This is a genomic window from Nostoc cycadae WK-1 (genome assembly GCF_002897135.1).
Taxonomy (GTDB): Bacteria; Cyanobacteriota; Cyanobacteriia; order Cyanobacteriales; family Nostocaceae; genus Nostoc_B.
In genome coordinates this window covers 1-20,361 of the sequence record NZ_DF978435.1, presented here as the reverse complement: position 1 = coordinate 20,361, position 20,361 = coordinate 1, and the positions used below count along the sequence as shown (strand labels likewise).

Below are 20,361 nucleotides of genomic sequence, written 5' to 3'. Positions count from 1 at the left end.
CTACATATAAAAAAATAGCGATACTGATACGGGAATGCTGACATTCCCTAAACTCAAAAAATTTAGCAACTATTTCATTATATTTACTTAATTTGTTTGCTCAAAAATAAAAAAATTATAAAAATCTCTGAAAATTATAGAAAAAATTTTGGAATTTGGTGATTTGCATAATATCACCGAATACAGCATTCGGCAGTAAGTATAAAATTAGTTGACAATTAATATTTTCTCTTTAGTTATTAAACGTTAAAGATAGAAATGGCGACTCAGGTTTGGCTGGGTTTTTTAACATAGTTTAATTATTTTTTTATTAGGTTTACTAGGCAATGGAATATACTGATAACCCAAGCGGTTCGCAGCCTGCTTTTCAGCAAGAAGGCTTATTACACCGGATAATTAACCGGATCAGGCGATCGCTGGAACTGCCAGATATTTTAACAGCCACCGTTGCCGAAATTCGTTTGTTTTTATCTACAGACCGAGTTATGGTGTATCGGTTTGAGGCGGATGGTAGTGGTGAGGTTATTGCTGAATCTATTCATGACCAGATTTTACCATCCCTGCTAGGGTTGCACTTTCCAGCGACAGATATTCCCACAGAAAGCAGAAACAGGCTGCTGTTAGAACGGCAACGTGTAATTGTGGATGTATCTAGTGGCAAAATCGGGTTATCGTCGCTACAGTCGAACGACACAAAGGAAATCTTAGAAAGTGAAAATATCTACTATCGACAAGTAGATCCATGCCACATTCAATATCTCACAGCAATGGGAGTACAGTCTTCCCTAGTGGTGCCAATTTTACATAGCGAAGTGGAAGGAGAACTACTCAAAACTAAACTGTGGGGATTATTAGTATCGCATCACAGTCAACCACGAGAAATTTTGCCAGCAGAATTGACCTTAATCCAGCAAGTTGTTGATCAAGTTGCGATCGCTATTGCCCAAAGTAATCTGTATACCCAAACTCTGGCAAGACAAAAGCGGGAAGAGACGATTAATCACGTAACTACTCTGCTGCATAAATTACCAAAACTTGAATTACAAGCAGCTTTAGAAGCAACTATCACAGCCTTAAATGGCATAGGCGGTAGACTTTACATTGAGCCAACAGCAGAAATTTACACTTATGGCGAGCAACCAAAAATGCCATTAGAGTTAGAAACTAGCATCATCGAACAACATCCTGTGTGGCAAAAATGGATGGATGAATGCAAACAAGGGCAAATTTGGGTGACGAATAACCTTTATCATGAAGCACATTTGCGTGTGTTAGCATTTGCATTTCGGTTAACCCAAATTCGAGGTATGTTAGTCATGCCTTTGCAATACCGACAGCAATTTATTGGTGTGTTAAGTGTTTTTCGCCCAGAATTCAACACCGAAATATTATGGGCTGGGCGACGTGAGCAACATCCTCAACAACAGTTACCACAAATTTCTTTTGATGTGTGGCGAGAAGAAAGAAACGGGCAGGCCGTTGCCTGGACAGATAATGAAATTTCTCTAGCACAGGCTTTATCTTATAGCTTTTCTATTGCGATTCAGCAGCAACAAATGTACCAAGAAGTACAAATGCTCAACGCTAACTTAGAAGTGCGAGTAAAAGAGAAAACCGCAGAACTAGAAAAATCATTATCGTTTACTAAAGTAATCAAACAAGTTTCTGAGCAAATTCGCCGTTCATTAGACTTAAAAACTACCTTACAAACTATTGTCTATGAAGTGCGATCGCTGCTTAATTCAGATAGAGTAATAATTTATCAAAAAACTGGTGAATCTGTGGGTGAAGTCATTGTTGAAGAAATCAATGGCACTTGGTTATCAACTTTGGGCATTACAACACCAGACGGCTGTCTCCCTGATGAATCTGCTCGTTTTCTTTCTCAAGGTAAAATTAAAGCAATTAATAATGTCTCTGCATATCATTTAAGTGCTTGTCACCAAGAATTTTTGCAGAGTCTGCAAATACAAGCCAACTTAACTGTTCCCATCAATATAGGTTCCCAACTTTGGGGGTTACTAATTGTGCATCAGTGTGCAACTCCCAGAGATTGGCAAGATACAGAAATTAATTTAATCCAACAGTTAGCAGATCAAGCTGCGATCGCTATTCAGCAAGCACAACTTTATCAACAAAGTTGTGCTGCTGAAACTGAAGCTACAGCTAAAGCTACACAATTAGAACAAGCTTTGTTAGAACTTCAAGCAGCACAAACCCAATTAATTCAAACTGAAAAAATGTCTAGTTTGGGACAACTAGTTGCAGGTGTCGCCCACGAAATCAACAACCCAGTTAATTTTATCTACGGTAACTTACACTATGCAAGTAAGTACACTCAAGACTTATTAAAAATAATCGACCTTTACCAATTACACTATCCCCAACCGCATCATGAAATTAGCTCTACAGCCAAAGCCATTGATTTAGAATTTTTATCTGAAGATTTACCAAAAATGATTTCTTCCATGCAGGTTGGAGCCGATCGCATTAGATCAATTGTATTATCTTTACGTAACTTTTCGCGCTTAGATGAGGCAGAAAATAAACCCGTTGATTTACATGAAGGCATAGATAATACGCTCTTAATTTTGCAACACCGCCTGAAATCAAGTGTTTATTTTACTGGCATTGATATCATCAAAGACTATGGTGATTTACCATTGATAGAATGTTATGCAGGACAAATCAATCAAGTCTTTATGAACATTCTCACTAACGCCATTGATGCCTTGGAGAATCAAGGGGAGTTAGCACAGGGAAAATCTCAGCTTTCTAAGCCTCAGATTTCGATTTCTACTAGATTATCAACAGACAGATTACGCGTATTAATTCGCATCGCTGATAATGGACTAGGAATGACAGAAGAAGTCAGGAAGCGCATTTTTGATCCGTTTTTTACCACCAAATCTGTAGGTAAGGGTACAGGTTTAGGACTAGCAATTAGTTACCAGATTATTGTAGAAAAACATGGTGGCATGATGGACTGTATCTCCGAACTAGGTAAGGGAACAGAATTTTGGATTGAGATTCCTATTAAATTGTTACGTAAATTTAATGTGGGAGATAAACAGGAAGTAGAAAAGACCCTAGGCATAGACTTACAATAGTGAATTGATTTTTATTATTCAATAAATCTTAATCAAAAGGGAGTGATTACTTTAGTAATCCTGGCATTTATTAAACAACAGCAACAATTGAGTAGGCAAAATATTTCCAAAATTTCACAAGTGATTTGATTAATCAAAGCCAATGCTTATCAGTTCTAATTTTTGATTTTTAAGTTGTTGATTTTGACTTTAAAAGTAAAGTTTAGTTGCAGAAAAATCCATGCCAATCTACAAGTGATAATCTAATAAATGAAGCGACCAAGCTTTCCTGGCAGATTAAACAGCAAGATTGCAATAAAAGAAGAGGTAAAAAGCTGTTGAGTTCATATCTGTCTCGTTCAAAAACAACAACACCCAACGCGAACGCTGATATTTCCTCAAATATTGAGAATCAGGGGGCGCTGTAAACTGGTTTTCATTGCTTGTTTTGAGTGGTGAAATAGATTACATCCCTGGCTAGAAGAAACAAGAGGAGGAAATAATCGAAGTTAGTAGATGCTTGGGTGTTGTTGTGTTTAGGGAAATCAGTGTAAGCTTGTATCAAGTTAAATAAACAGTTAAATAATCAGAAATAGTGAAATAGCGCCTTATGTCAATTATTGCGCTCAGAGCATGGTATGTTCAGGATTATGAACCGATCGCAGAATTAGAAAAACGTCCACCAGACATTCGCCTTAGTAAAAAAAGTCTATTGCGATCGGCATTACGTGCAGACTTTTTAGAAGATAGCGATGAGGTGAAAAAGTCAGTTTGGTTTGAGCGTTATCTGGAAGGGGAAAATATTGAATTTTATGTTGAAGGTAGTGGTGGTTATTGTGTAGCTAATATTGACTTGATCAGTCATGAAATTTATTTCACCAAACAAGCATTATTAGCCCAATTAGACCCAACGATTTTTTTATGCTATCAAACTGAGTATGGCGCAGCAAGCGATGCCCTGCGAGAGGGATTGCAAAAAAGCTTAGAAATTTTGAATATGCGATCGCGTCTGCCTTTAACATTAGTAGAATCTTATAGACCTAGTGATGGAACTCTGCGGTTAAATCGGACTATGATGCGAAAAATCCGTAAGAGTCTATTGTTTATTGCAGATACTACACCTATAGCCAGCATCGACGGTAAAGAAAATCAGCAATTAATTCCTAGTCCCAATGTTTGCATAGAAATTGGTTATGCAATTCAAAGTAAACGCTCCGAACAAATTTTGTTAGCACACATGCAGCGCCCAGAGTTAGAAGGTAAAATTCCGTTTGACTTACCTACACAACAAATTTTGCCATTTAAAAATAGTACAGAACTCAATAAAATTCTCATCAAAGCCTTAGAAGTTCAGTTAGCACGGTTTAAGCTATTTTATTGAAGTTCTCTCTATATCTACAAGTAGCTCTCGACTGTCTTTTGTATTGAAATTGCTATACTGCACAAATTCACTCTGCAAATCTATATTATCAGCACTTGCAAATAATTGCCTAAATTTATCAGCCTGTTTTGCTTCTATCCTGCGCTTAATCAATGCCCTAATCGGCACATCAACTATTATATTAAATAAATATTTACTGGCAATTAAAAACTTGCCATCTCTAAGAAGGAGCAGTACTTGATGAAATGAATGAACTGCTTCTCTGTAATAGTGCTGATAGTAATCTTTTTCAACCTTATGCTTGAAGATAATACAGTCAATAGTATATTGAATACCAATTAACAAAGACTGGTAATACTTCAAGATAGAACCATGTTTAGCTTTTTCATAAAGATAATTTAAGTCTCCTCCTAAACCTCGCCATGCTCTATTTTTAGCAGGAGCTTGGTAATGATTTGCCTTGGCGGTGGGAATTTGGATAATTTTTCCTGGTTGGCGTTGCACTCTTCGAGCAAATTCATGCTCCTCGCAACAATAAGTTTTAAAATATCGAATATTAGTATCAAATCGAAAATGATTGGCAACTATGCGTCTCATAGAAAATAAACTACCACTGCCAAAGGTTAGTTTATTACTATCGTGTGAACCATGACATTGATAGACTCCTCCCCAAGCAAACAAAGCTGCGGAATCTTGCAAATATGCTTTAACAATTTCATCTAAACAGCTAGGAAAAATACTAACATCATCATCAAAAAATACAATAATTTCTCCTTGAGATTTTTCTAAAATCCGATTTCGTGAATAACAAAGACCTCGATTTTTGTCATTACGAAAAAACTGTAATCTATTTAATTTTTCTTTGTACTCATGTAATACATCTTGAGTTTTATCAGATGAGCAATCATCAATAACAATAATTTCATAGTTGGAATATGTCAGCTTTTCTAATGCAGCAAGACAGTGCTGACATAAACTTGCGGCTCTGTTGTATGTACAGATACCAAGCGTTACTAATGGTTGAGTCATATCTACTTCTGTGTATTTTGAAACCACAAGAAATTGGCAATAGAGGTGTTATCAACACCATAATAAACGCCTCTGAAGCAAATACCTGGAAATCATTGCTAATTTAAGTGCTGGCTAATGCACTCCAATGGTTTCACGATTGTGTGGTTTTAACATAAATGCCATATCAGGGCCACTCGGCACAATCCCACCAGGATTCAGCGGGAAAAGATTTCCATAATAGTCTTGCTTGACACTCTCTAAATCGCAAGTGCCTGCAACACTTGGTAACTGATACAAGTCGCGCAAATAGGCTCCCAAATTGGGATAGTCTTGAATGCGGTGACGGTTACACTTGAACAACCCATAATACACAATGTCAAACCGAAACAGCGTTGTGAATAAACGCACATCTGCTAAGGTAACGTTGTTGCCGCAAAGATATCGGCTTGTATTTAAGGCTGCGTCAATTTCATCAAGGGTGGCGAACAGTTCATCACAAACTTGGTTGTATGCTGCTTGAGTTTGGGCAAAGCCACAACGATACACACCATTGTTAACACTTGTGTAAATCTTTTGGTTCCACCAGTCAATTTTCTCTTTGAGTTCTGCTGGATAGAGATTCAGTGTGGGATTTGTAGCGAACTCGTTAAATTCTGAGTTCAGTATGACAATAATTTCCGCACTTTCGTTATTAACAATGCTTTTGGTTTGTTTGTCCCATAACACCGGAACTGTACTGCGCCCAGTGTAACCAGGTTGAGCAAGCTGATACAATTCAGCCAGAGTTTGACAACCTTCGTCTTCGCTGGTGAATACCCAACCCCCAGACTCCGCAGAAGGTTCAACAGTAGTGACTGAGATGACATCTTCTAAACCTTTGAGCGCCCTGACAACTAGTGTGCGGTGCGCCCAAGGACAACCTAGTCCAACATAAAGTTTGTAAGGAATCAGGTAAAAATAAGTTGAACACTAATTGAAGACAGAGCTAGGATCAAAGCATGGGATCGGGCAGGTAAAGTAACCCATGTCAAAAGCTGACTTAGTAGAGGCAATCAAAACAAAGTATGAATGTTTTTCTCCATATTTGAATGAGAAAACCCGTAGGCTGTGGGCAGCGGTAGAAGCACAAGCAATGGGAAGGGGAGGTGTGAGCCAAGTAGCCCAAGCAACAGGACTGTCGCGCACGACAATTTATGTAGGTCTAAAGGAATTAGAGAATCAGAATCAATCAGCCAATCGAGAGCAAATTCGCTCTGGTGGTGGGGGAAGAAAACTACTAGAAGAGATTGACTTAACCCTAGTAAAAGACTTGCAATCTTTAGTAGAACCAACAACATTAGGAGATCCAGAGTCACCTTTACGTTGGACGAGCAAAAGCGGGGCGAAATTGGCAGGTGAATTACAACGAATGGGACACAAAGTTAGCCCAAGAACAGTACATACCTTATTAGGTTGGTTAGGGTACAGCTTACAATCAAATCGTAAAACTCTGGCTGGCTCGTCACATCAAGACCGGGATGCACAATTTTTGTACATAAATCAGCAGGTTGAACAATTCCAAAACCTGGGTCAACCAGTGATTTCAGTGGATACAAAAAAGAAAGAACTCATTGGAGAGTTTAAGAATCTTGGACAGGAATGGCAGCCTCAAGAAGAACCCCTCGAAGTACGAATACATGATTTTGTTGACCCAAAATTAGGAAAAGCGATTCCCTATGGTATTTACGACCTGACGTTGAATAAAGGCTGGGTCAGTGTTGGCATTGACCACGATACAGCGGAATTTGCCGTTGAATCTATCCGTCACTGGTGGTTGGAGATGGGTCAGCCATTGTACCCTGATAGTAAACATCTACTCCTAACTGCTGACTGTGGCGGCTCTAATGGCTATCGTACTAAATTGTGGAAGCTGCGATTGCAAGATTTGGCTGATGAAACTGGTTTAACTATTCATGTGAGCCATTTTCCTCCTGGTACCAGCAAGTGGAACAAAATCGAACATCGGATGTTCTGCCACATCACCACCAACTGGCGGGGCAAACCTTTAACTAGCCTTCAAGTAGTCATTAATCTCATCACTCATACCACCACAAACAACGGCTTAGAAATTCAAGCTGTACTTGATGAAAATCATTATCCTACGGGTATTGAAGTTAGTCCTGAAGATTTTAATGCCATTGCCATTGAGCGGCACGCTTTTCATGGTGAGTGGAACTATCAGATCAAACCAAGAACAATAGCCTAATTGTTCAACTTATTTTTTCCTGGTTCCTAACGTCCCGTGGCTGGTTGATAAATATTAGCTTCGGCTTGACTAACAACATTTCTAAATTGGCTGTCGGGACGAATGTATTCTCCTGACTTATTACGGGGGGCGAGTCGGGACATCATAATATGCCAAAGAGTTGTCCAGACAAACTTACCCAAACCGATGATGAGCTTTGGCGGCAAAGATTTGCCTTTTTTCTTAATTTTGGTATCAGTCATAGTTGAGTGGTGTGCGTCTACGCACTTATGCTCAATTACAACTCTATTGTCGCGGAAAATTTAATTGTTATCTTCGGCGTGGACTAATTGCCCTTGTTTATATGCTTGCCTGAGAGCGATCGCTTCTGCCACAATATGCTGGGCGCTCAATCCTTCTTCATCCATCATACGTTGCAAAGTCACACCAGTCTGTTCTGAAGGTTCATGAATTGGCGGAATTTGACAATATCTCCCACCATTTTTTGTCCGTCGCCAAATACTGGGTTTTTCCGACTTAGTTATTTTGGGGGTACGCTGCTTTTTAATTAAAGAACGCACACTCTCTTGATTAATAATGCTTAAGTCCAGTAACCGATTGATGACTTGTTGGTACTTTTTGCTATTTTCTGCCAACTGATAGATGGTTCTCGGTTCAACTTGGGCGACATCTTGAGGTGAAAACTTCGCAAATGCTGCTGCAATCTTGAGATAGCGCTTTTCTTCACCTTGCCAACCATGATCTAAAAGTAGTTGTTTATAATCTCGTAAAGAAAGCTGTTGTTTTTGTTCTGCTAACCAAAAGGCGTGATGCAATATTGCCTTAGTAACATCAGTGAGCCTTTGAAAAGCCAGACTGTCGATTTTAGCGCTCTTTAGGCGATTAGCTTTGTGTTCAGAAGATTGCTCAAACTTCGATTGAGTGATGGTTTGAGAATTCACTTGGGTTGCAACTATACCCTGTAATGGTGTCATCATAGTTATTGATATGTTTTTTCTTCGCGTCGGCAACGCATCGCTCAGAGGTCTACCACTAGAACAATTGTACTACTAAAATCTCCATAAAAAACCCCAAACATACTTAAATTTGGAGTGAAGGTATGGAACCTTGATGGGGTGGGATTTTCCAGCCGAAAGTTTTTTGATCAACTCTGATGAGAAGCTAACTTTTTTAACCATCTATCTGCTTCTGCGTATAATTTAAATTGCCTCTCATCAGTGCGAAACTGGGTGGTATGAACCATTCGTTTACCATTTACCCACTTTGTGCCGTGGTACTTATGGAGTAATTCGTGGTATAAAACAAACTCAGCAACAAACTTGGGTACATTAACGTGATCAAGGCTTGTACTCATGACTACCCGATCTCTCGCTGGCTCATAGTGTCCAAATTTACGGTAGGTTTTGATTTGACTCCATGTCAGCCGCGGTTTGACAAGATTAGCAGCAAAGTATTCATGGTTGAGTTCGTCAAACAAGTCATTTAAATTATAAAAATTACCTTGAGGATTTTCGGCGATTACGTCAGCAATTAAATCCAAATCTAGGAGAACAGAACTATATTCTTCTGAACTGGCAAATTCTCTAATCAGTCTAGTACTTGCCGATGTTTTGCCCAATAGCATACATCTGACTAATGCTTGCAAGACTTCTTCAGAAGCATTAATAAAACCTTCATTAATCTTGAGATAAGCAACTTTACTAGACCTTTTACCTTGATACAATCCGGCTAAATTCGTGAATTCAATCATAACTTCAACTACATCTTGTCCTACTTGGGAGAGAATTTGTTGAGTTATTTGTTGCACACGGTAAGTGCTAATCAGATGAAGCTTTAAGTTTTGTTCTTCTGTGAGAAACTTGAACCAGGAATAGATTTTACGAGATGAATTAGTCAGATTCGCTGGTGTGATTTGCAGATTATCACAAATCTGTTCAATCGTGGCAACTATTTTGTTTAAAGTATCAGTTAATTGTTGATATTGGGCAGTATTTTGGTTAGGAGTAGATGCTAAATGAAGAATATTTTTTAGAATATGATTTTGCTGAACTTTGATATTTTTAATGCTGATAGTCTCAACTTTCATGAGATACTGTGGAATGAATAATATTCAGATTTTAACTGAAGATTGTTTATCACTAGCGATAATATGAATATCGATATTTTTCAATAAGCGGACGAGTTTTTGGGTTAAAGAACCTTTGAGGAGGATTTGCCAGCGCGATCGCTGACTTTCTCCAATTACAATTTGAGTAATGCGGTATTTCTCAGCAACTTCGGCGATCGCTTGAGCTATATTACCATTGGTGACACGCAGAAAAGTACCTGTAAATTCTTGACACAGCTTTTCACAGTTGTGAATGTGTAAGCTTTCCTCCTTACTTAAGAAGCGCTCAGGATCAGCGACAAACACAACATAGAGTGGCGCATTCATGTAATTAGCCAGTCTCGCACCACGCCGCAGTAATTGCAAGGAATTAGGATAAGTGGATATACAGACTAAAACTCGTTCATGAATGTTACAAAATTGTCCATTAGGGGTAGAGGCGATCGCATCTTCTTCGATGTTGTCTGCTACCTCGCGCAAAGCCAATTCTCGTAAAGCAATCAAGTTACGGCGCTGAAAAAAGTTATCTAAAGCTTGTTGAATTTTTGGCTGGGCGTAAATTTTCCCTTCTAATAACCTTTCTTGCAGCATTTCTGGCGTAACATCTACCACCACCACTTCGTCAGCCGCTTCTAAAATCCTATCAGGAACTCGTTCCCTGACAACTACCCCAGTAATTCGCGCTACTAAGTCATTGAGACTTTCTAAATGCTGCACATTCATTGTGGAGTAGACATCAATACCCGCAGCCAAAATTACTTCTACATCTTGGTAGCGTTTCTCTCGTGGGGAACCAGGGACATTGGTATGAGCGAGTTCATCAACTAAAACTAATTGAGACTTATAGCCATAGCTGCTTGTGGGTAGACATCGCTGTAAAATTGCCTCTGTATCCATTTCCGTCAGCGTCAACCCACCTCTAGAAATTTCCTTACGGGGTATAATTTCTAACCCAGATGCTTTTTCTGCTGTATCTTTACGTCCGTGGGTTTCCAACAATCCAATAACTACATCAATTCCTTCTTGTTTGAGCGCTGTTCCTTCTTCTAACATCCGGTAGGTTTTACCCACACCCGGAGCCATCCCAATGAAGATTTTATGTTTACCTCGACGTACTGGGTAAGAAGAATTGATAGCTGCACCTGAGACCATTTTGGATTTTAGATTGAGAGTTGCTGTATGTATCATACATAATTGCTAATTTTTAGAAAATTCTTCTAAAAATTAGCAATTATCAAACTATGAAAGCCAAAAATTTAATTTCAAACTTCATACTTCATTTCATTGATTGAGCTTACGATTGATATCTTGTAAATCAAGTGCATAATTCAACCGCAAAATATTAATTCCTGGTTCGCCAAAAATCCATAAAAATCTGCCATCAGTAAACTTATTCAGTAAAGGTATGATGTCATCTTCTTTGATACCACGGGCATTAGCTACTCTTGCTATTTGTTCTCTGGCGGCTTTTAAAGAAATATGTGGATCTACACCTGAGCCAGAGGTATAAATTAAATCTTCAATTGGTTGAATACTTTCTTCTTGATATTCATTTGCTTTTTCAATCACGCGATTGAGCAACTCTGGGTTACTAGGAGCAAGATTACTACCACCAGATATTCCATTTGGTTTAGCCTTTCTGCCTTGGCTATATCTTATTGTGCTAGGACGACCTTGAAAATAGCGATCGTCAGTGAATATTTGACCAATCAAAGCCGAGCCAATAGGCTTGTCATCTATATTCAGCATGACGCTACCATTAGCTTGAAAAGGAAATAAACCTTGACCGATAACCAGGATTGCTAAAGGATAAATTAGTGCCGTTAGCAACCACAGTATCAAAGTTATACGAATTGCTCTAAGTGTTTCTCGAATAATTATCATAAACAGTGCTGAGTGCTGAAGATTAAATTTATTTTTTAGAAGCGTTCTGGTTGAAAAACTACAATCAATAAGTAAATTATTAGCCCGAAAATAATCGCTCCCAAAATACCATAAGCCCAAGTAAATTGAATTTGTAATGTGGTATTAGTAGCTGCATAAACTCTGCGAGAAATTCCTAAATTTAGGCAAAGTCCAATCAGAATTGCGATCGCCAGTTTTTGTTTAGGCAGTTGTGACCAAATATAGGCGATCGCCTGCATTAAATTTCTCGGCTCTTTATTCATATTTATCTGCTAATTTCCCTTACTAACAGGGCAAAAAATAATTTTTTTCTTCTTTTACTTTTGCCTTTTTACTTTTTTTTGCCTTTCTAAGCCAGTCCCACTGCTGTAATCACCAAATCTAATAGCTTAATCGCAATAAACGGTGCAATCACACCACCTAAGCCATAAATCAAAAGATTGCGTTTGAGTAATTGATTAGCTGTCAGGGGTCTAAATTTCACACCTTTCAAAGCTAGGGGAATTAACGCGGGAATAATCACAGCATTGTAAATTAATGCCGATAGCACAGCGGAATTTGTGCTAGTTAAATTCATAATATTCAGACCTTGCAGGTTAGTAGCTGCAAAAATTACCGGAATAATTGCAAAATACTTAGCAATATCATTAGCAATAGAAAATGTTGTCAATGCCCCACGGGTAATTAACAGTTGTTTACCAATACTGATAATATCGATGAGTTTGGTAGGATCGGAGTCTAAATCTACCATGTTGGCTGCTTCTTTAGCAGCTTGAGTACCAGTATTCATCGCCACACCAACATTTGCCTGTGCTAATGCGGGAGCATCGTTAGTTCCATCACCTGTCATGGCGACTAGTTTGCCTTCAGCCTGTTCTTGTTGAATGACACTGATTTTATCTTCAGGTGTGGCTTCGGCAATAAAATCATCCACACCGGCTTCTTGAGCAATTACAGATGCAGTAATGTGGTTGTCTCCTGTGAGCATGACAGTATGCACACCCATCCGACGCAACTGGGCAAAACGCTCACGAATGCCGGGTTTGACAATATCTTTGAGATAGATGACACCATAAATTTCTTGATCTAAGCAAACTGCTAGAGGTGTACCCCCTTGTTGAGAAACTCGTTGGTATGCAGCATCTAGCTCTGGGGTATCTCGGCCGTTGCGGGAAAGAACAAATCCTTTAATCGCTCCGACTGCACCTTTGCGGGCTTCTCGTCCATTGACTAAATTTGTACCACTCATCCGGGTTTTGGCTGAAAATTCCACGGCTGCGGCTTGGTGGGGATCAAAATCTAATCGAGCGCCTAATCTTTCTGCAAGTCGCACAATGGATTTGCCTTCTGGTGTATCGTCAAATATGCTGGCTATCAGGGCAATATAAGCCAATTCCTGCATAGAATGATCATTAACCGGGATAAATTCTTCGGCTAAACGGTTGCCGAGGGTAATTGTGCCAGTTTTATCCAAAATTAAAGTGTTGACATCGCCACAGGCTTCTACTGCTCGTCCAGAGGTAGCAATAACGTTATATTGGGCGACTCGATCCATACCTGCAATCCCAATGGCGCTGAGTAAGCCACCAATGGTTGTGGGGATCAATGCTACCAATAAGGCAATTAAAACTGGGATACTGACAGGACTTTGAACGTAGTAGGCAAATGCTGGCAAGGTAGCGACAACAAACAAAAATATGAGGCTTAATACAGCTAGTAATACTGTGAGGGCGATTTCGTTGGGTGTTTTGCTGCGTTCTGCACCTTCTACTAAATTAATCATCCGATCAATAAAACCTTTGCCGGGATCAGCTGTGACGCGGATGATTAACTCGTCAGAGATGATGCGTGTTCCACCTGTAACGGAACTAGCGACATCTGAACCTGATTCTTTGAGAACTGGTGCAGATTCACCCGTAATTGCAGATTCATCCACCGAGGCGACACCCATGATTACTTCCCCATCAGCAGGGATGATATCGCCAGCCATGATATATACGTTGTCACCTTTTTGAAGACTTGTGGAAGGAACCTCAGAGATTGAGCCATCGGAGGCGAGTTTTTTGGCAATGGTTTCTGATTGTGTAGATCGCAACGCATCGGCTTGGGCTTTACCCCGTCCTTCGGCTACGGCTTCGGCAAAGTTAGCAAACCAGACTGTAAAAAACAATATCCCGGTGAGGATACCATTAAATAATTGGGGATTTCGCTGTTGCGTAGGGCCGAATAAGTTGGGATCAATGGTGACAGCGAGGGTAATCAGTGTGCCAATCCACACCACAAACATCACCGGATTTTTGATGGCTACTATGGGATTCAGTTTGATAAAAGCATCCCTGATGGCCCTGATGTAAATTACTTGATTATTTATTTTGGCTTTTTTTCGCACTTGGCGGCGATCGCTCGGACGCGCTCTTGGTGTTTTAGATTTGGGGGTAGGTGCAACTGGATTCATATATTCAGTAGTGCAAGGGAGGATAGAGATAGGGAGCAGGGGGACAGGGGGGGCAGAGGGCAGAGGAAGCAGAGGGGCAGGGGAAGAATTATTTCTTGTTCTCAATTCCCAACTCAGCACGGGCTAAACGCCCCGCTACCGCTAACAGCACTTTCAACTCAGCACTTTTTTAACTGCCAGATGCTAGTTTAAATCCTTCAGCGATGGGGCCTAGGGCTAAAACGGGAAAAAATGTCAATACGCCTAAAATTAGTACTATGCCCGCTGTCACTGTGGTGAATAGTAATGAATCGGTTTTGAGTGTTCCTGCTGTTTCTGGTGTGACTGGTTTACGCGACATATTCTCAGCTAATAGCAAGATGGCAATAATTGGGATATAACGGCCAGCCAACATACTCAATCCTGTGCTTAAATTCCACCACAGGGTATTATCATTGAGTTTCTCTAAGCCGGAACCGTTATTAGCTGCGGCTGAAGCATATTCATAAACTACTTGGGAGATTCCATGAAAGCCTGGGTTTGTAATTCCTGAGAGAGAAAAGGGATAAGCTAGGGCGATCGCGCTGGGAATTAAAATCATAATGGGGTGAATTAACAGCACAACGCTGGCGAGAATGATTTCGCGCTTTTCGATTTTGCGTCCTAAAAATTCTGGTGTGCGTCCCACCATCAACCCGGTTAAGAACACGGTGAGAATTAAGTAAATTAGCAAGTAAGCTATACCTGTACCTTGTCCTCCCCAAATAATCTGCACAAATAAGTTAAATAATGTCGCAAATAATCCTTGAGGCATTAGGGAATCGAGCATTCCATTAACTGCACCAGTCATTGTGGCGGTGGTAGTCACTACCCACAGTGCTGTTTGTATGACTCCAAATCTGACTTCTTTACCTTCTAAATTTGGCAGTTCTACTCCCAATGTGCCGTTAATGAGGGGATTTCCTTGCAGTTCGCCACTGACTGTCACCCAAACTAAAATCACAAAAGCGGTAAATATCATCCAAAATAACAGCCAAGCTTGTTTGAGATTTTTGGCAAACATCCCGTAGGTGAATATCAAGGCTGCGGGAATGGAAATCATGGCGATGAGTTCGATTAAGTTAGATGCGCCATTGGGATTTTCAAAGGGATGGGCGGAATTTGCTGCAAAGAAACCACCACCGTTCTCACCCAACATTTTAATCATCTCAAAGGAAGCTACAGGGCCTCTGGCAATGTATTGTGTGCTTCCTTCTAGCGTTTCCACAATCAATGGTTTATCGATGGTTTGCGGTACGCCTAATAAAACAAGGGCGATCGCGCCAACTACCGAAATTGGCAGTAATATCCTGGTAATGCCACGAATTAGGTCAACATAAAAGTTACCTAACCTTTTGCTAGTCAACCCACGAATAAACGCGATTCCCACCGCCAACCCCGTACCTGCTGAGGTGAACATCAAAAAGCCTAAAGCTGCTACTTGGCTGAAGTAACTCAGGGTTGTCTCTGGAACATAGTGTTGCTGATCGGTGTTGGTAACAAAAGAAATAACAGTGTGTAATAAGGTATGCCAACGCGGGGAAAAGAAGTTATTGGGATTCCAAGGTAAAAATCTTTGATAATGTATCAAACCAAAAACTAAAATACCCATAACAAGATTACTGGCAAGAATCGCCCGGATATACTGCCAGCCTGTCATATCATCTTTTCTGTTAACGCCTGCTACCAGATAAATGCTGTGTTCAATTGGGTTCATTAGAGGATCAAGCAACGTTCTCGCTCCCATGAACACACGCGCTATGTATCTTCCCAATATAGGGGCGATCGCTATGACAAGACACAGTGTCAAGCCGATTTGTAAAAAACCTTGTCCCATTTATTTTGCGCTCAGTTTAACTTAATACTCGCAAGCTAATTATTTTAGATATATTGTCGATTTCCGCTTAACGTAGCCAATCTATGTCTCTAGATAGAGAGATAAACTGTTTTACTTCGCACTCCGTGCGGTTGAAGCGCACGGCGCAGCTTGAATTCTGCTATAAGAGTGAACTATTTGACGATGAGATTGTGAGCAATTTGGCAATATTTTATTTAGTCTCAATATATCTATCTAGATTTACTGTGTTTATTCACTACAATTTTTTAGTGACTTTTTAAAGTTTCTGTCAAGAGTATTTAAAATTTAATATTAGTTACTGTTTGAGTTGGTGCATCAGCATTGTTTGTGTAATTGCACCAATCTGTGAGTATTTTAGTATACTAATCGCAATTCAATATTTTATTCGTCTGCATTGCACATTGAATTGTAACAGAGGAATAAAAATTTACTAGAATACACCTTTAATACAATAGGTGCAGCTATTGTATTTACATATTTAGCATGGCAAAAAACATCTGTAGAAGTTTGGCAGATGTTTGCAATTAATCAAGCTCAACAGCAGTTACAGGATTTATCTGTGTACTCCATCCGCAACTACTACAATAAACATATATATCCGCATATTTTGACTAATTTGCTTTATGTCAGTTTTAGCAGCGATCGCAGTCTTGGCTATTTTAATTTTGGTACACGAACTGGGACACTTTATAGCAGCAAGGTCTCAAGGCATTCACGTTAACCGTTTTTCTTTGGGTTTCGGCCCAGTTTTGTGGAAATACCAAGGAACGGAAACCGAATATGCTGTCCGTGCTTTTCCCTTGGGTGGCTTTGTGGGCTTTCCCGATGATGACCCAGATAGTGACATTCCACCCAACGACCCGAATCTGCTGCGTAACCGTCCAGTGTTAGATCGGGCGATCGTCATCAGTGCAGGAGTAATTGCAAATTTAATATTTGCCTATTTAGTGCTAGTTCTCCAATTGGGTATTGTTGGCATCCCAGAAAAGTTCAACTATCAACCCGGTGTGCTTGTTCAACCAGTTAATGAACAATCCATTGCCTATCAAGCCGGCATTAGAGAAGGTGATATAGTTTTAGCAGTTAATGGTCAAGAACTCCCGGCTTCAGACAAATCCACCGCTATCTTGACCAAAGAAATTCAAACTCATCCCAATCAGGAAATCGCCCTCAAAGTTCAACAGAAAAATCAACAAGTTTCCCTAAAATTAACCCCAGCCCTAGGCGCTGATGGTAAAGGCTTGGTGGGAATTCAACTAGGGCCAAATGGTAAACCAGTTTTTCGTAAACCTAACAGTCCTTTCGAGATTTTTAGTATTGCAGCTAACCGCTTTCAACAACTATTTATTGGTACACTCAACGGTTTTGGGCAGTTAATTACTAACTTTCAACAAACCATCGGACAAGTTTCTGGGCCAGTTAATATTGTGAAAGTTGGTGCAAAATTAGCGGCTGATGACAGCACAAATTTACTATCTTTTGCCGCGATTATCAGCATTAACTTAGCCATTATCAATATCTTGCCTTTACCAGCATTAGACGGCGGACAATTAGCTTTTCTATTAATTGAAGGTTTGCGTGGTAAACCCTTACCTAGCCGTATTCAAGAAGGTGTAATGCAAACTGGCTTGGTGCTACTTTTAGGATTAGGCATTTTCTTAATAGTTAAAGAAACCATCCAGTTAACCACTCAGTAGGATGGGTGGAAAAATTCTCTCAACGCGCTCAGACTTAAGTCTGGTGCTAATCAAACAAAGCCTGCACAAGCAGGCTAATTTATTTTGTACCTACTTTTAACTATGTAATTCTTAATTACGAATTACGAATTACGAATTAGTATGACAACTACCCGCAAATCTCCATCTAAAAAACAACGAGCGTTAGAGATTCTCCATCGTCTCAAACATCTTTATCCAGATGCAACTTGTTCATTAAATTACTCAACACCTGTACAATTACTAGTTGCTACTATTCTCTCGGCTCAGTGTACAGATGAGCGAGTTAATCAAGTTACACCAGCTTTATTTAGTCGATTTCCAGATGCAGCCAGTTTAGCCAATGCCGATTTAGACGAGTTAGAAAACTTGGTGCGTTCGACAGGGTTTTATCGCAATAAGTCTAAGAATATTCAAGCCGCCTGTCGAATGATTGTGACTGATTTTGATTCGGTGGTTCCTAACCAAATGGAGCATTTATTAAAATTGCCTGGTGTGGCGCGGAAAACGGCAAATGTTGTTTTAGCTCATGCTTATGGGATAAATGCTGGGGTGACTGTGGATACTCACGTTAAGCGTTTGAGTCAGCGGTTAGGTTTAACCAAGTATTCTGAACCAGTCAAAATTGAACAAGATTTAATGAAGTTATTACCCCAAGCAGATTGGGAAAATTGGTCAATTCGGCTAATTTATCATGGTCGTGCTGTTTGTAAAGCCCGTTCTCCAGCTTGTGCGGCTTGTGAGTTAGCTGATTTGTGTCCTACTGCTCATAAAGTGATGACAATAGGCTAGGTAAATTAAGGAGTATCCCTAGAATTGATTAGGACACTGTAGAATGGAAAATGCTGTCTTTATTTAGAATGTATGGCGAAGAAGAGTATGATTGAGCGCGAGAAAAAACGCGCCAAGTTAGTCGCAAAGTATGCCGAAAAGCGGGAAACTCTGCTGGAAGAGTTCAGACAGGCTGAATCTTTAGAAGAGAAACTGGACGCTCATCGGAAAATTCAACAACTACCCCGGAACAGTGCGCCCAACCGTCGCCGCAATCGCTGCTGGGTAACTGGTCGCCCCAGAGGTGTGTACCGTGACTTTGGACTGTCTCGGAACGTTCTGCGGGAATGGGCGCACGAAGGTTTGTTACCTGGAGTGGTTAAGTCTAGTTGGTAGTTATTGGTCATTAGTCATTAGTCATTGGTAATTTGCTAAAGACAAATGACAAATGACAAAATTATTGACCACAGCAACGGTCTATACCCAGACTTTCTAAGAGTAGATCGCTGACGGCGTTAGCGATCGCAAACTCTCCATAAAAGCTTTTGGAAAAATCAAACGCCTGCATCTCTGTGACAATGGCAATTACCAGAGAGCCTAAGTCGTTTTCTCCTTCCATACGTTGACGCACAAAAATTTGCGCGGCTCGTTGAGCAATCTTTTGGTTGATTGCTTCCGGGATAAATTCTGCATCTAACCACCGCAACAAACGCTCTTGTAACCACTCACCTTCAAGGAGAGGGTCGTTAGCTGGTGGTAGGGTAATGGATGGGATTGGTTGTGTCATTTTGGTAAACGCAGAGGGACGCTTAATATATCCCAGAGGAGCGCAGAGGATGGCGATCGCATCAAATTGCGTTCCTCTGATATTTTTTATTTTTAGTTTGATCTATGCAATATGATATCGCTGCTATTATTCAAGGCTATGCTCAAGGCTATTTTCTCATGGCTGATGACGATCATGGCTTGGGTTGGTATGGTAGCCGCGATCGTACTTTGATTCCTTTAGATCAGCGATTCCGCTATCCTAAGTCTTTGCAGCGCGTTTTGAATCAAGAACGGTTTACCGTGGCAATTAACCGGGATTTTCCGGCTGTTGTGGCTGGCTGTGCGAACCGAGAAACAACCTGGATATCAGATGAATTAAAAGAAATTTACTTTTTACTGCATAAAACAGGTTTTGCTCACAGTTTTGAAACTTGGCAAGGTGATGAACTCGCAGGCGGTATTTTAGGAATAGTCATTGGCGGCGCTTTCATCGGTGAATCGATGTTTTACCGCATTCCCGAAGGCTCAAAGGTAGCAATGGTTAAGTTAGTAGAAAGATTACGCCAAAAACAATTTGTCCTGTTTGACGCTCAAATGATGAACCCCCATTTAGAACGCTTTGGTGCTTACGGTATTGGCGATGAAGAATATCAAACTTTACTTCATAAAGCATTACAGCGTCGCTGTTCTTTGGTGTAAGAATGTAGGACATAATGTTGCTCATTCTTAAGATTTAGCGACTAATTTCTATGGGTGCAGAAGTTTACTGGTACTACACAGATTATCAACCTGATCTGGATGTAGCATTACAGACACTCCGCCAAAGAGATTTTCTTTGCTGGTAAGGAACCAGGAAAAAATAAGTTGAACAATAAGGCTATTGTTCTTGGTTTGCTCTGATAGTTCCACTCACCATGAAAAGCGTGCCGCTCAATGGCAATGGCATTAAAATCTTCAGGACTAACTTCTATGCACGTAGGATAATGATTTTCATCAAGTACAGCTTGAATTACGTAGCCGATGGTTGTGGGGGTATGA

General features: G+C 40.1%; 16 protein-coding genes and 3 pseudogenes. 7 read left to right on the top strand and 12 right to left on the bottom strand.

Annotated elements, in window-relative coordinates:
* Window positions 1-326: 326 nt before the first annotated feature.
* Window positions 327-3,110 (top strand): GAF domain-containing sensor histidine kinase, encoded by a 2,784-nt coding sequence (locus NCWK1_RS20785; protein WP_103126016.1) that lies wholly within the window; start codon window positions 327-329, stop codon window positions 3,108-3,110.
* A gap of 589 nt (window positions 3,111-3,699) precedes the next feature.
* Window positions 3,700-4,470 (top strand): hypothetical protein, encoded by a 771-nt coding sequence (locus NCWK1_RS20780; RefSeq protein ID WP_103126015.1) that lies wholly within the window; start codon window positions 3,700-3,702, stop codon window positions 4,468-4,470.
* Here the strand turns inward: NCWK1_RS20780 and NCWK1_RS20775 are convergent.
* Both NCWK1_RS20775 and NCWK1_RS20770 read right to left on the bottom strand, forming a co-directional pair.
* Window positions 4,459-5,499 (bottom strand): glycosyltransferase family 2 protein, encoded by a 1,041-nt coding sequence (locus tag NCWK1_RS20775; protein ID WP_103126014.1) that lies wholly within the window; start codon window positions 5,497-5,499, stop codon window positions 4,459-4,461. The two genes, NCWK1_RS20780 and NCWK1_RS20775, sit on opposite strands and share 12 nt — an antisense overlap.
* Before the next feature lie 114 nt (window positions 5,500-5,613).
* A pseudogene (locus NCWK1_RS20770) lies at window positions 5,614-6,423 on the bottom strand (glutathione S-transferase family protein); the annotation flags it as partial.
* An 82-nt stretch (window positions 6,424-6,505) separates the two neighbouring features.
* Here NCWK1_RS20770 and NCWK1_RS20765 point away from each other — a divergent pair.
* Window positions 6,506-7,726 carry an ISAzo13 family transposase gene (locus NCWK1_RS20765; RefSeq protein ID WP_103126013.1) on the top strand — a complete coding sequence of 407 codons (1,221 nt, stop codon included), beginning with the start codon at window positions 6,506-6,508 and terminating at the stop codon, window positions 7,724-7,726.
* A gap of 29 nt (window positions 7,727-7,755) precedes the next feature.
* Here the strand turns inward: NCWK1_RS20765 and NCWK1_RS20760 are convergent.
* The 8 genes and pseudogenes from NCWK1_RS20760 to kdpA form a co-directional block, all read right to left on the bottom strand.
* Window positions 7,756-7,968 (bottom strand): annotated as a pseudogene (locus tag NCWK1_RS20760) (glutathione S-transferase family protein); the annotation flags it as partial.
* Between the two features lie 60 nt (window positions 7,969-8,028).
* Window positions 8,029-8,703 carry a hypothetical protein gene (locus tag NCWK1_RS20755; RefSeq protein WP_103126012.1) on the bottom strand — a complete coding sequence of 225 codons (675 nt, stop codon included), beginning with the start codon at window positions 8,701-8,703 and terminating at the stop codon, window positions 8,029-8,031.
* Between the two features lie 167 nt (window positions 8,704-8,870).
* Window positions 8,871-9,812, bottom strand: a complete 942-nt coding sequence (locus tag NCWK1_RS20750; RefSeq protein WP_103126011.1) for a SprT-like family protein — start codon at window positions 9,810-9,812, stop codon at window positions 8,871-8,873.
* A gap of 24 nt (window positions 9,813-9,836) precedes the next feature.
* Window positions 9,837-10,985, bottom strand: a complete 1,149-nt coding sequence (locus NCWK1_RS20745) for a universal stress protein (protein WP_103126098.1) — start codon at window positions 10,983-10,985, stop codon at window positions 9,837-9,839.
* Window positions 10,986-11,114: 129 nt separating this feature from the next.
* Window positions 11,115-11,717 (bottom strand): K(+)-transporting ATPase subunit C, encoded by a 603-nt coding sequence (gene kdpC, locus NCWK1_RS20740; protein ID WP_103126010.1) that lies wholly within the window; start codon window positions 11,715-11,717, stop codon window positions 11,115-11,117.
* A 35-nt stretch (window positions 11,718-11,752) separates the two neighbouring features.
* Window positions 11,753-12,001: a potassium-transporting ATPase subunit F gene (locus tag NCWK1_RS20735; protein ID WP_096578956.1), complete on the bottom strand. Its 249-nt coding sequence runs from the start codon at window positions 11,999-12,001 to the stop codon at window positions 11,753-11,755.
* A gap of 86 nt (window positions 12,002-12,087) precedes the next feature.
* The gene (kdpB, locus tag NCWK1_RS20730) at window positions 12,088-14,193 is read right to left on the bottom strand and encodes a potassium-transporting ATPase subunit KdpB (protein ID WP_103126009.1); all 2,106 of its coding nucleotides are present in this window, start codon (window positions 14,191-14,193) and stop codon (window positions 12,088-12,090) included.
* Between the two features lie 169 nt (window positions 14,194-14,362).
* Window positions 14,363-16,048 carry a potassium-transporting ATPase subunit KdpA gene (gene kdpA / locus NCWK1_RS20725; RefSeq protein ID WP_103126008.1) on the bottom strand — a complete coding sequence of 562 codons (1,686 nt, stop codon included), beginning with the start codon at window positions 16,046-16,048 and terminating at the stop codon, window positions 14,363-14,365.
* Between the two features lie 644 nt (window positions 16,049-16,692).
* On the opposite strand from kdpA, the gene rseP reads away from it, so the two are divergent.
* From rseP to rpsN, 3 genes are all read left to right on the top strand, one after another.
* Window positions 16,693-17,766 carry an RIP metalloprotease RseP gene (gene rseP, locus NCWK1_RS20720; RefSeq protein WP_103126007.1) on the top strand — a complete coding sequence of 358 codons (1,074 nt, stop codon included), beginning with the start codon at window positions 16,693-16,695 and terminating at the stop codon, window positions 17,764-17,766.
* Between the two features lie 141 nt (window positions 17,767-17,907).
* Window positions 17,908-18,576 carry an endonuclease III gene (gene nth / locus NCWK1_RS20715; RefSeq protein ID WP_103126006.1) on the top strand — a complete coding sequence of 223 codons (669 nt, stop codon included), beginning with the start codon at window positions 17,908-17,910 and terminating at the stop codon, window positions 18,574-18,576.
* Window positions 18,577-18,648: 72 nt separating this feature from the next.
* Window positions 18,649-18,951 (top strand): 30S ribosomal protein S14, encoded by a 303-nt coding sequence (gene rpsN / locus NCWK1_RS20710; RefSeq protein WP_044500173.1) that lies wholly within the window; start codon window positions 18,649-18,651, stop codon window positions 18,949-18,951.
* Between the two features lie 61 nt (window positions 18,952-19,012).
* Here rpsN and NCWK1_RS20705 read toward each other — a convergent pair whose 3' ends face one another.
* Window positions 19,013-19,342 (bottom strand): hypothetical protein, encoded by a 330-nt coding sequence (locus NCWK1_RS20705; protein ID WP_096578966.1) that lies wholly within the window; start codon window positions 19,340-19,342, stop codon window positions 19,013-19,015.
* Window positions 19,343-19,446: 104 nt separating this feature from the next.
* On the opposite strand from NCWK1_RS20705, the gene aat reads away from it, so the two are divergent.
* The gene (aat, locus tag NCWK1_RS20700; protein WP_103126005.1) at window positions 19,447-20,022 is read left to right on the top strand and encodes a leucyl/phenylalanyl-tRNA--protein transferase; all 576 of its coding nucleotides are present in this window, start codon (window positions 19,447-19,449) and stop codon (window positions 20,020-20,022) included.
* Window positions 20,023-20,198: 176 nt separating this feature from the next.
* Here the strand turns inward: aat and NCWK1_RS30245 are convergent.
* Window positions 20,199-20,361 (bottom strand): annotated as a pseudogene (locus NCWK1_RS30245) (ISAzo13-like element transposase-related protein); the annotation flags it as partial.

What these genes read in the sequence shown, in the direction of transcription:
- NCWK1_RS20785 (WP_103126016.1), top strand. Translation starts at nt 327, where the DNA reads ATGGAATATACTGATAACCCAAGCGGTTCGCAGCCTGCTTTTCAGCAA.
- NCWK1_RS20780 (WP_103126015.1), top strand. Translation starts at nt 3,700, where the DNA reads ATGTCAATTATTGCGCTCAGAGCATGGTATGTTCAGGATTATGAACCG.
- NCWK1_RS20775 (WP_103126014.1), bottom strand. Translation starts at nt 5,499, where the DNA reads ATGACTCAACCATTAGTAACGCTTGGTATCTGTACATACAACAGAGCC.
- NCWK1_RS20765 (WP_103126013.1), top strand. Translation starts at nt 6,506, where the DNA reads ATGTCAAAAGCTGACTTAGTAGAGGCAATCAAAACAAAGTATGAATGT.
- NCWK1_RS20755 (WP_103126012.1), bottom strand. Translation starts at nt 8,703, where the DNA reads ATGATGACACCATTACAGGGTATAGTTGCAACCCAAGTGAATTCTCAA.
- NCWK1_RS20750 (WP_103126011.1), bottom strand. Translation starts at nt 9,812, where the DNA reads ATGAAAGTTGAGACTATCAGCATTAAAAATATCAAAGTTCAGCAAAAT.
- NCWK1_RS20745 (WP_103126098.1), bottom strand. Translation starts at nt 10,985, where the DNA reads ATGGTCTCAGGTGCAGCTATCAATTCTTCTTACCCAGTACGTCGAGGT.
- kdpC (WP_103126010.1), bottom strand. Translation starts at nt 11,717, where the DNA reads ATGATAATTATTCGAGAAACACTTAGAGCAATTCGTATAACTTTGATA.
- NCWK1_RS20735 (WP_096578956.1), bottom strand. Translation starts at nt 12,001, where the DNA reads ATGAATAAAGAGCCGAGAAATTTAATGCAGGCGATCGCCTATATTTGG.
- kdpB (WP_103126009.1), bottom strand. Translation starts at nt 14,193, where the DNA reads ATGAATCCAGTTGCACCTACCCCCAAATCTAAAACACCAAGAGCGCGT.
- kdpA (WP_103126008.1), bottom strand. Translation starts at nt 16,048, where the DNA reads ATGGGACAAGGTTTTTTACAAATCGGCTTGACACTGTGTCTTGTCATA.
- rseP (WP_103126007.1), top strand. Translation starts at nt 16,693, where the DNA reads ATGTCAGTTTTAGCAGCGATCGCAGTCTTGGCTATTTTAATTTTGGTA.
- nth (WP_103126006.1), top strand. Translation starts at nt 17,908, where the DNA reads ATGACAACTACCCGCAAATCTCCATCTAAAAAACAACGAGCGTTAGAG.
- rpsN (WP_044500173.1), top strand. Translation starts at nt 18,649, where the DNA reads ATGGCGAAGAAGAGTATGATTGAGCGCGAGAAAAAACGCGCCAAGTTA.
- NCWK1_RS20705 (WP_096578966.1), bottom strand. Translation starts at nt 19,342, where the DNA reads ATGACACAACCAATCCCATCCATTACCCTACCACCAGCTAACGACCCT.
- aat (WP_103126005.1), top strand. Translation starts at nt 19,447, where the DNA reads ATGCAATATGATATCGCTGCTATTATTCAAGGCTATGCTCAAGGCTAT.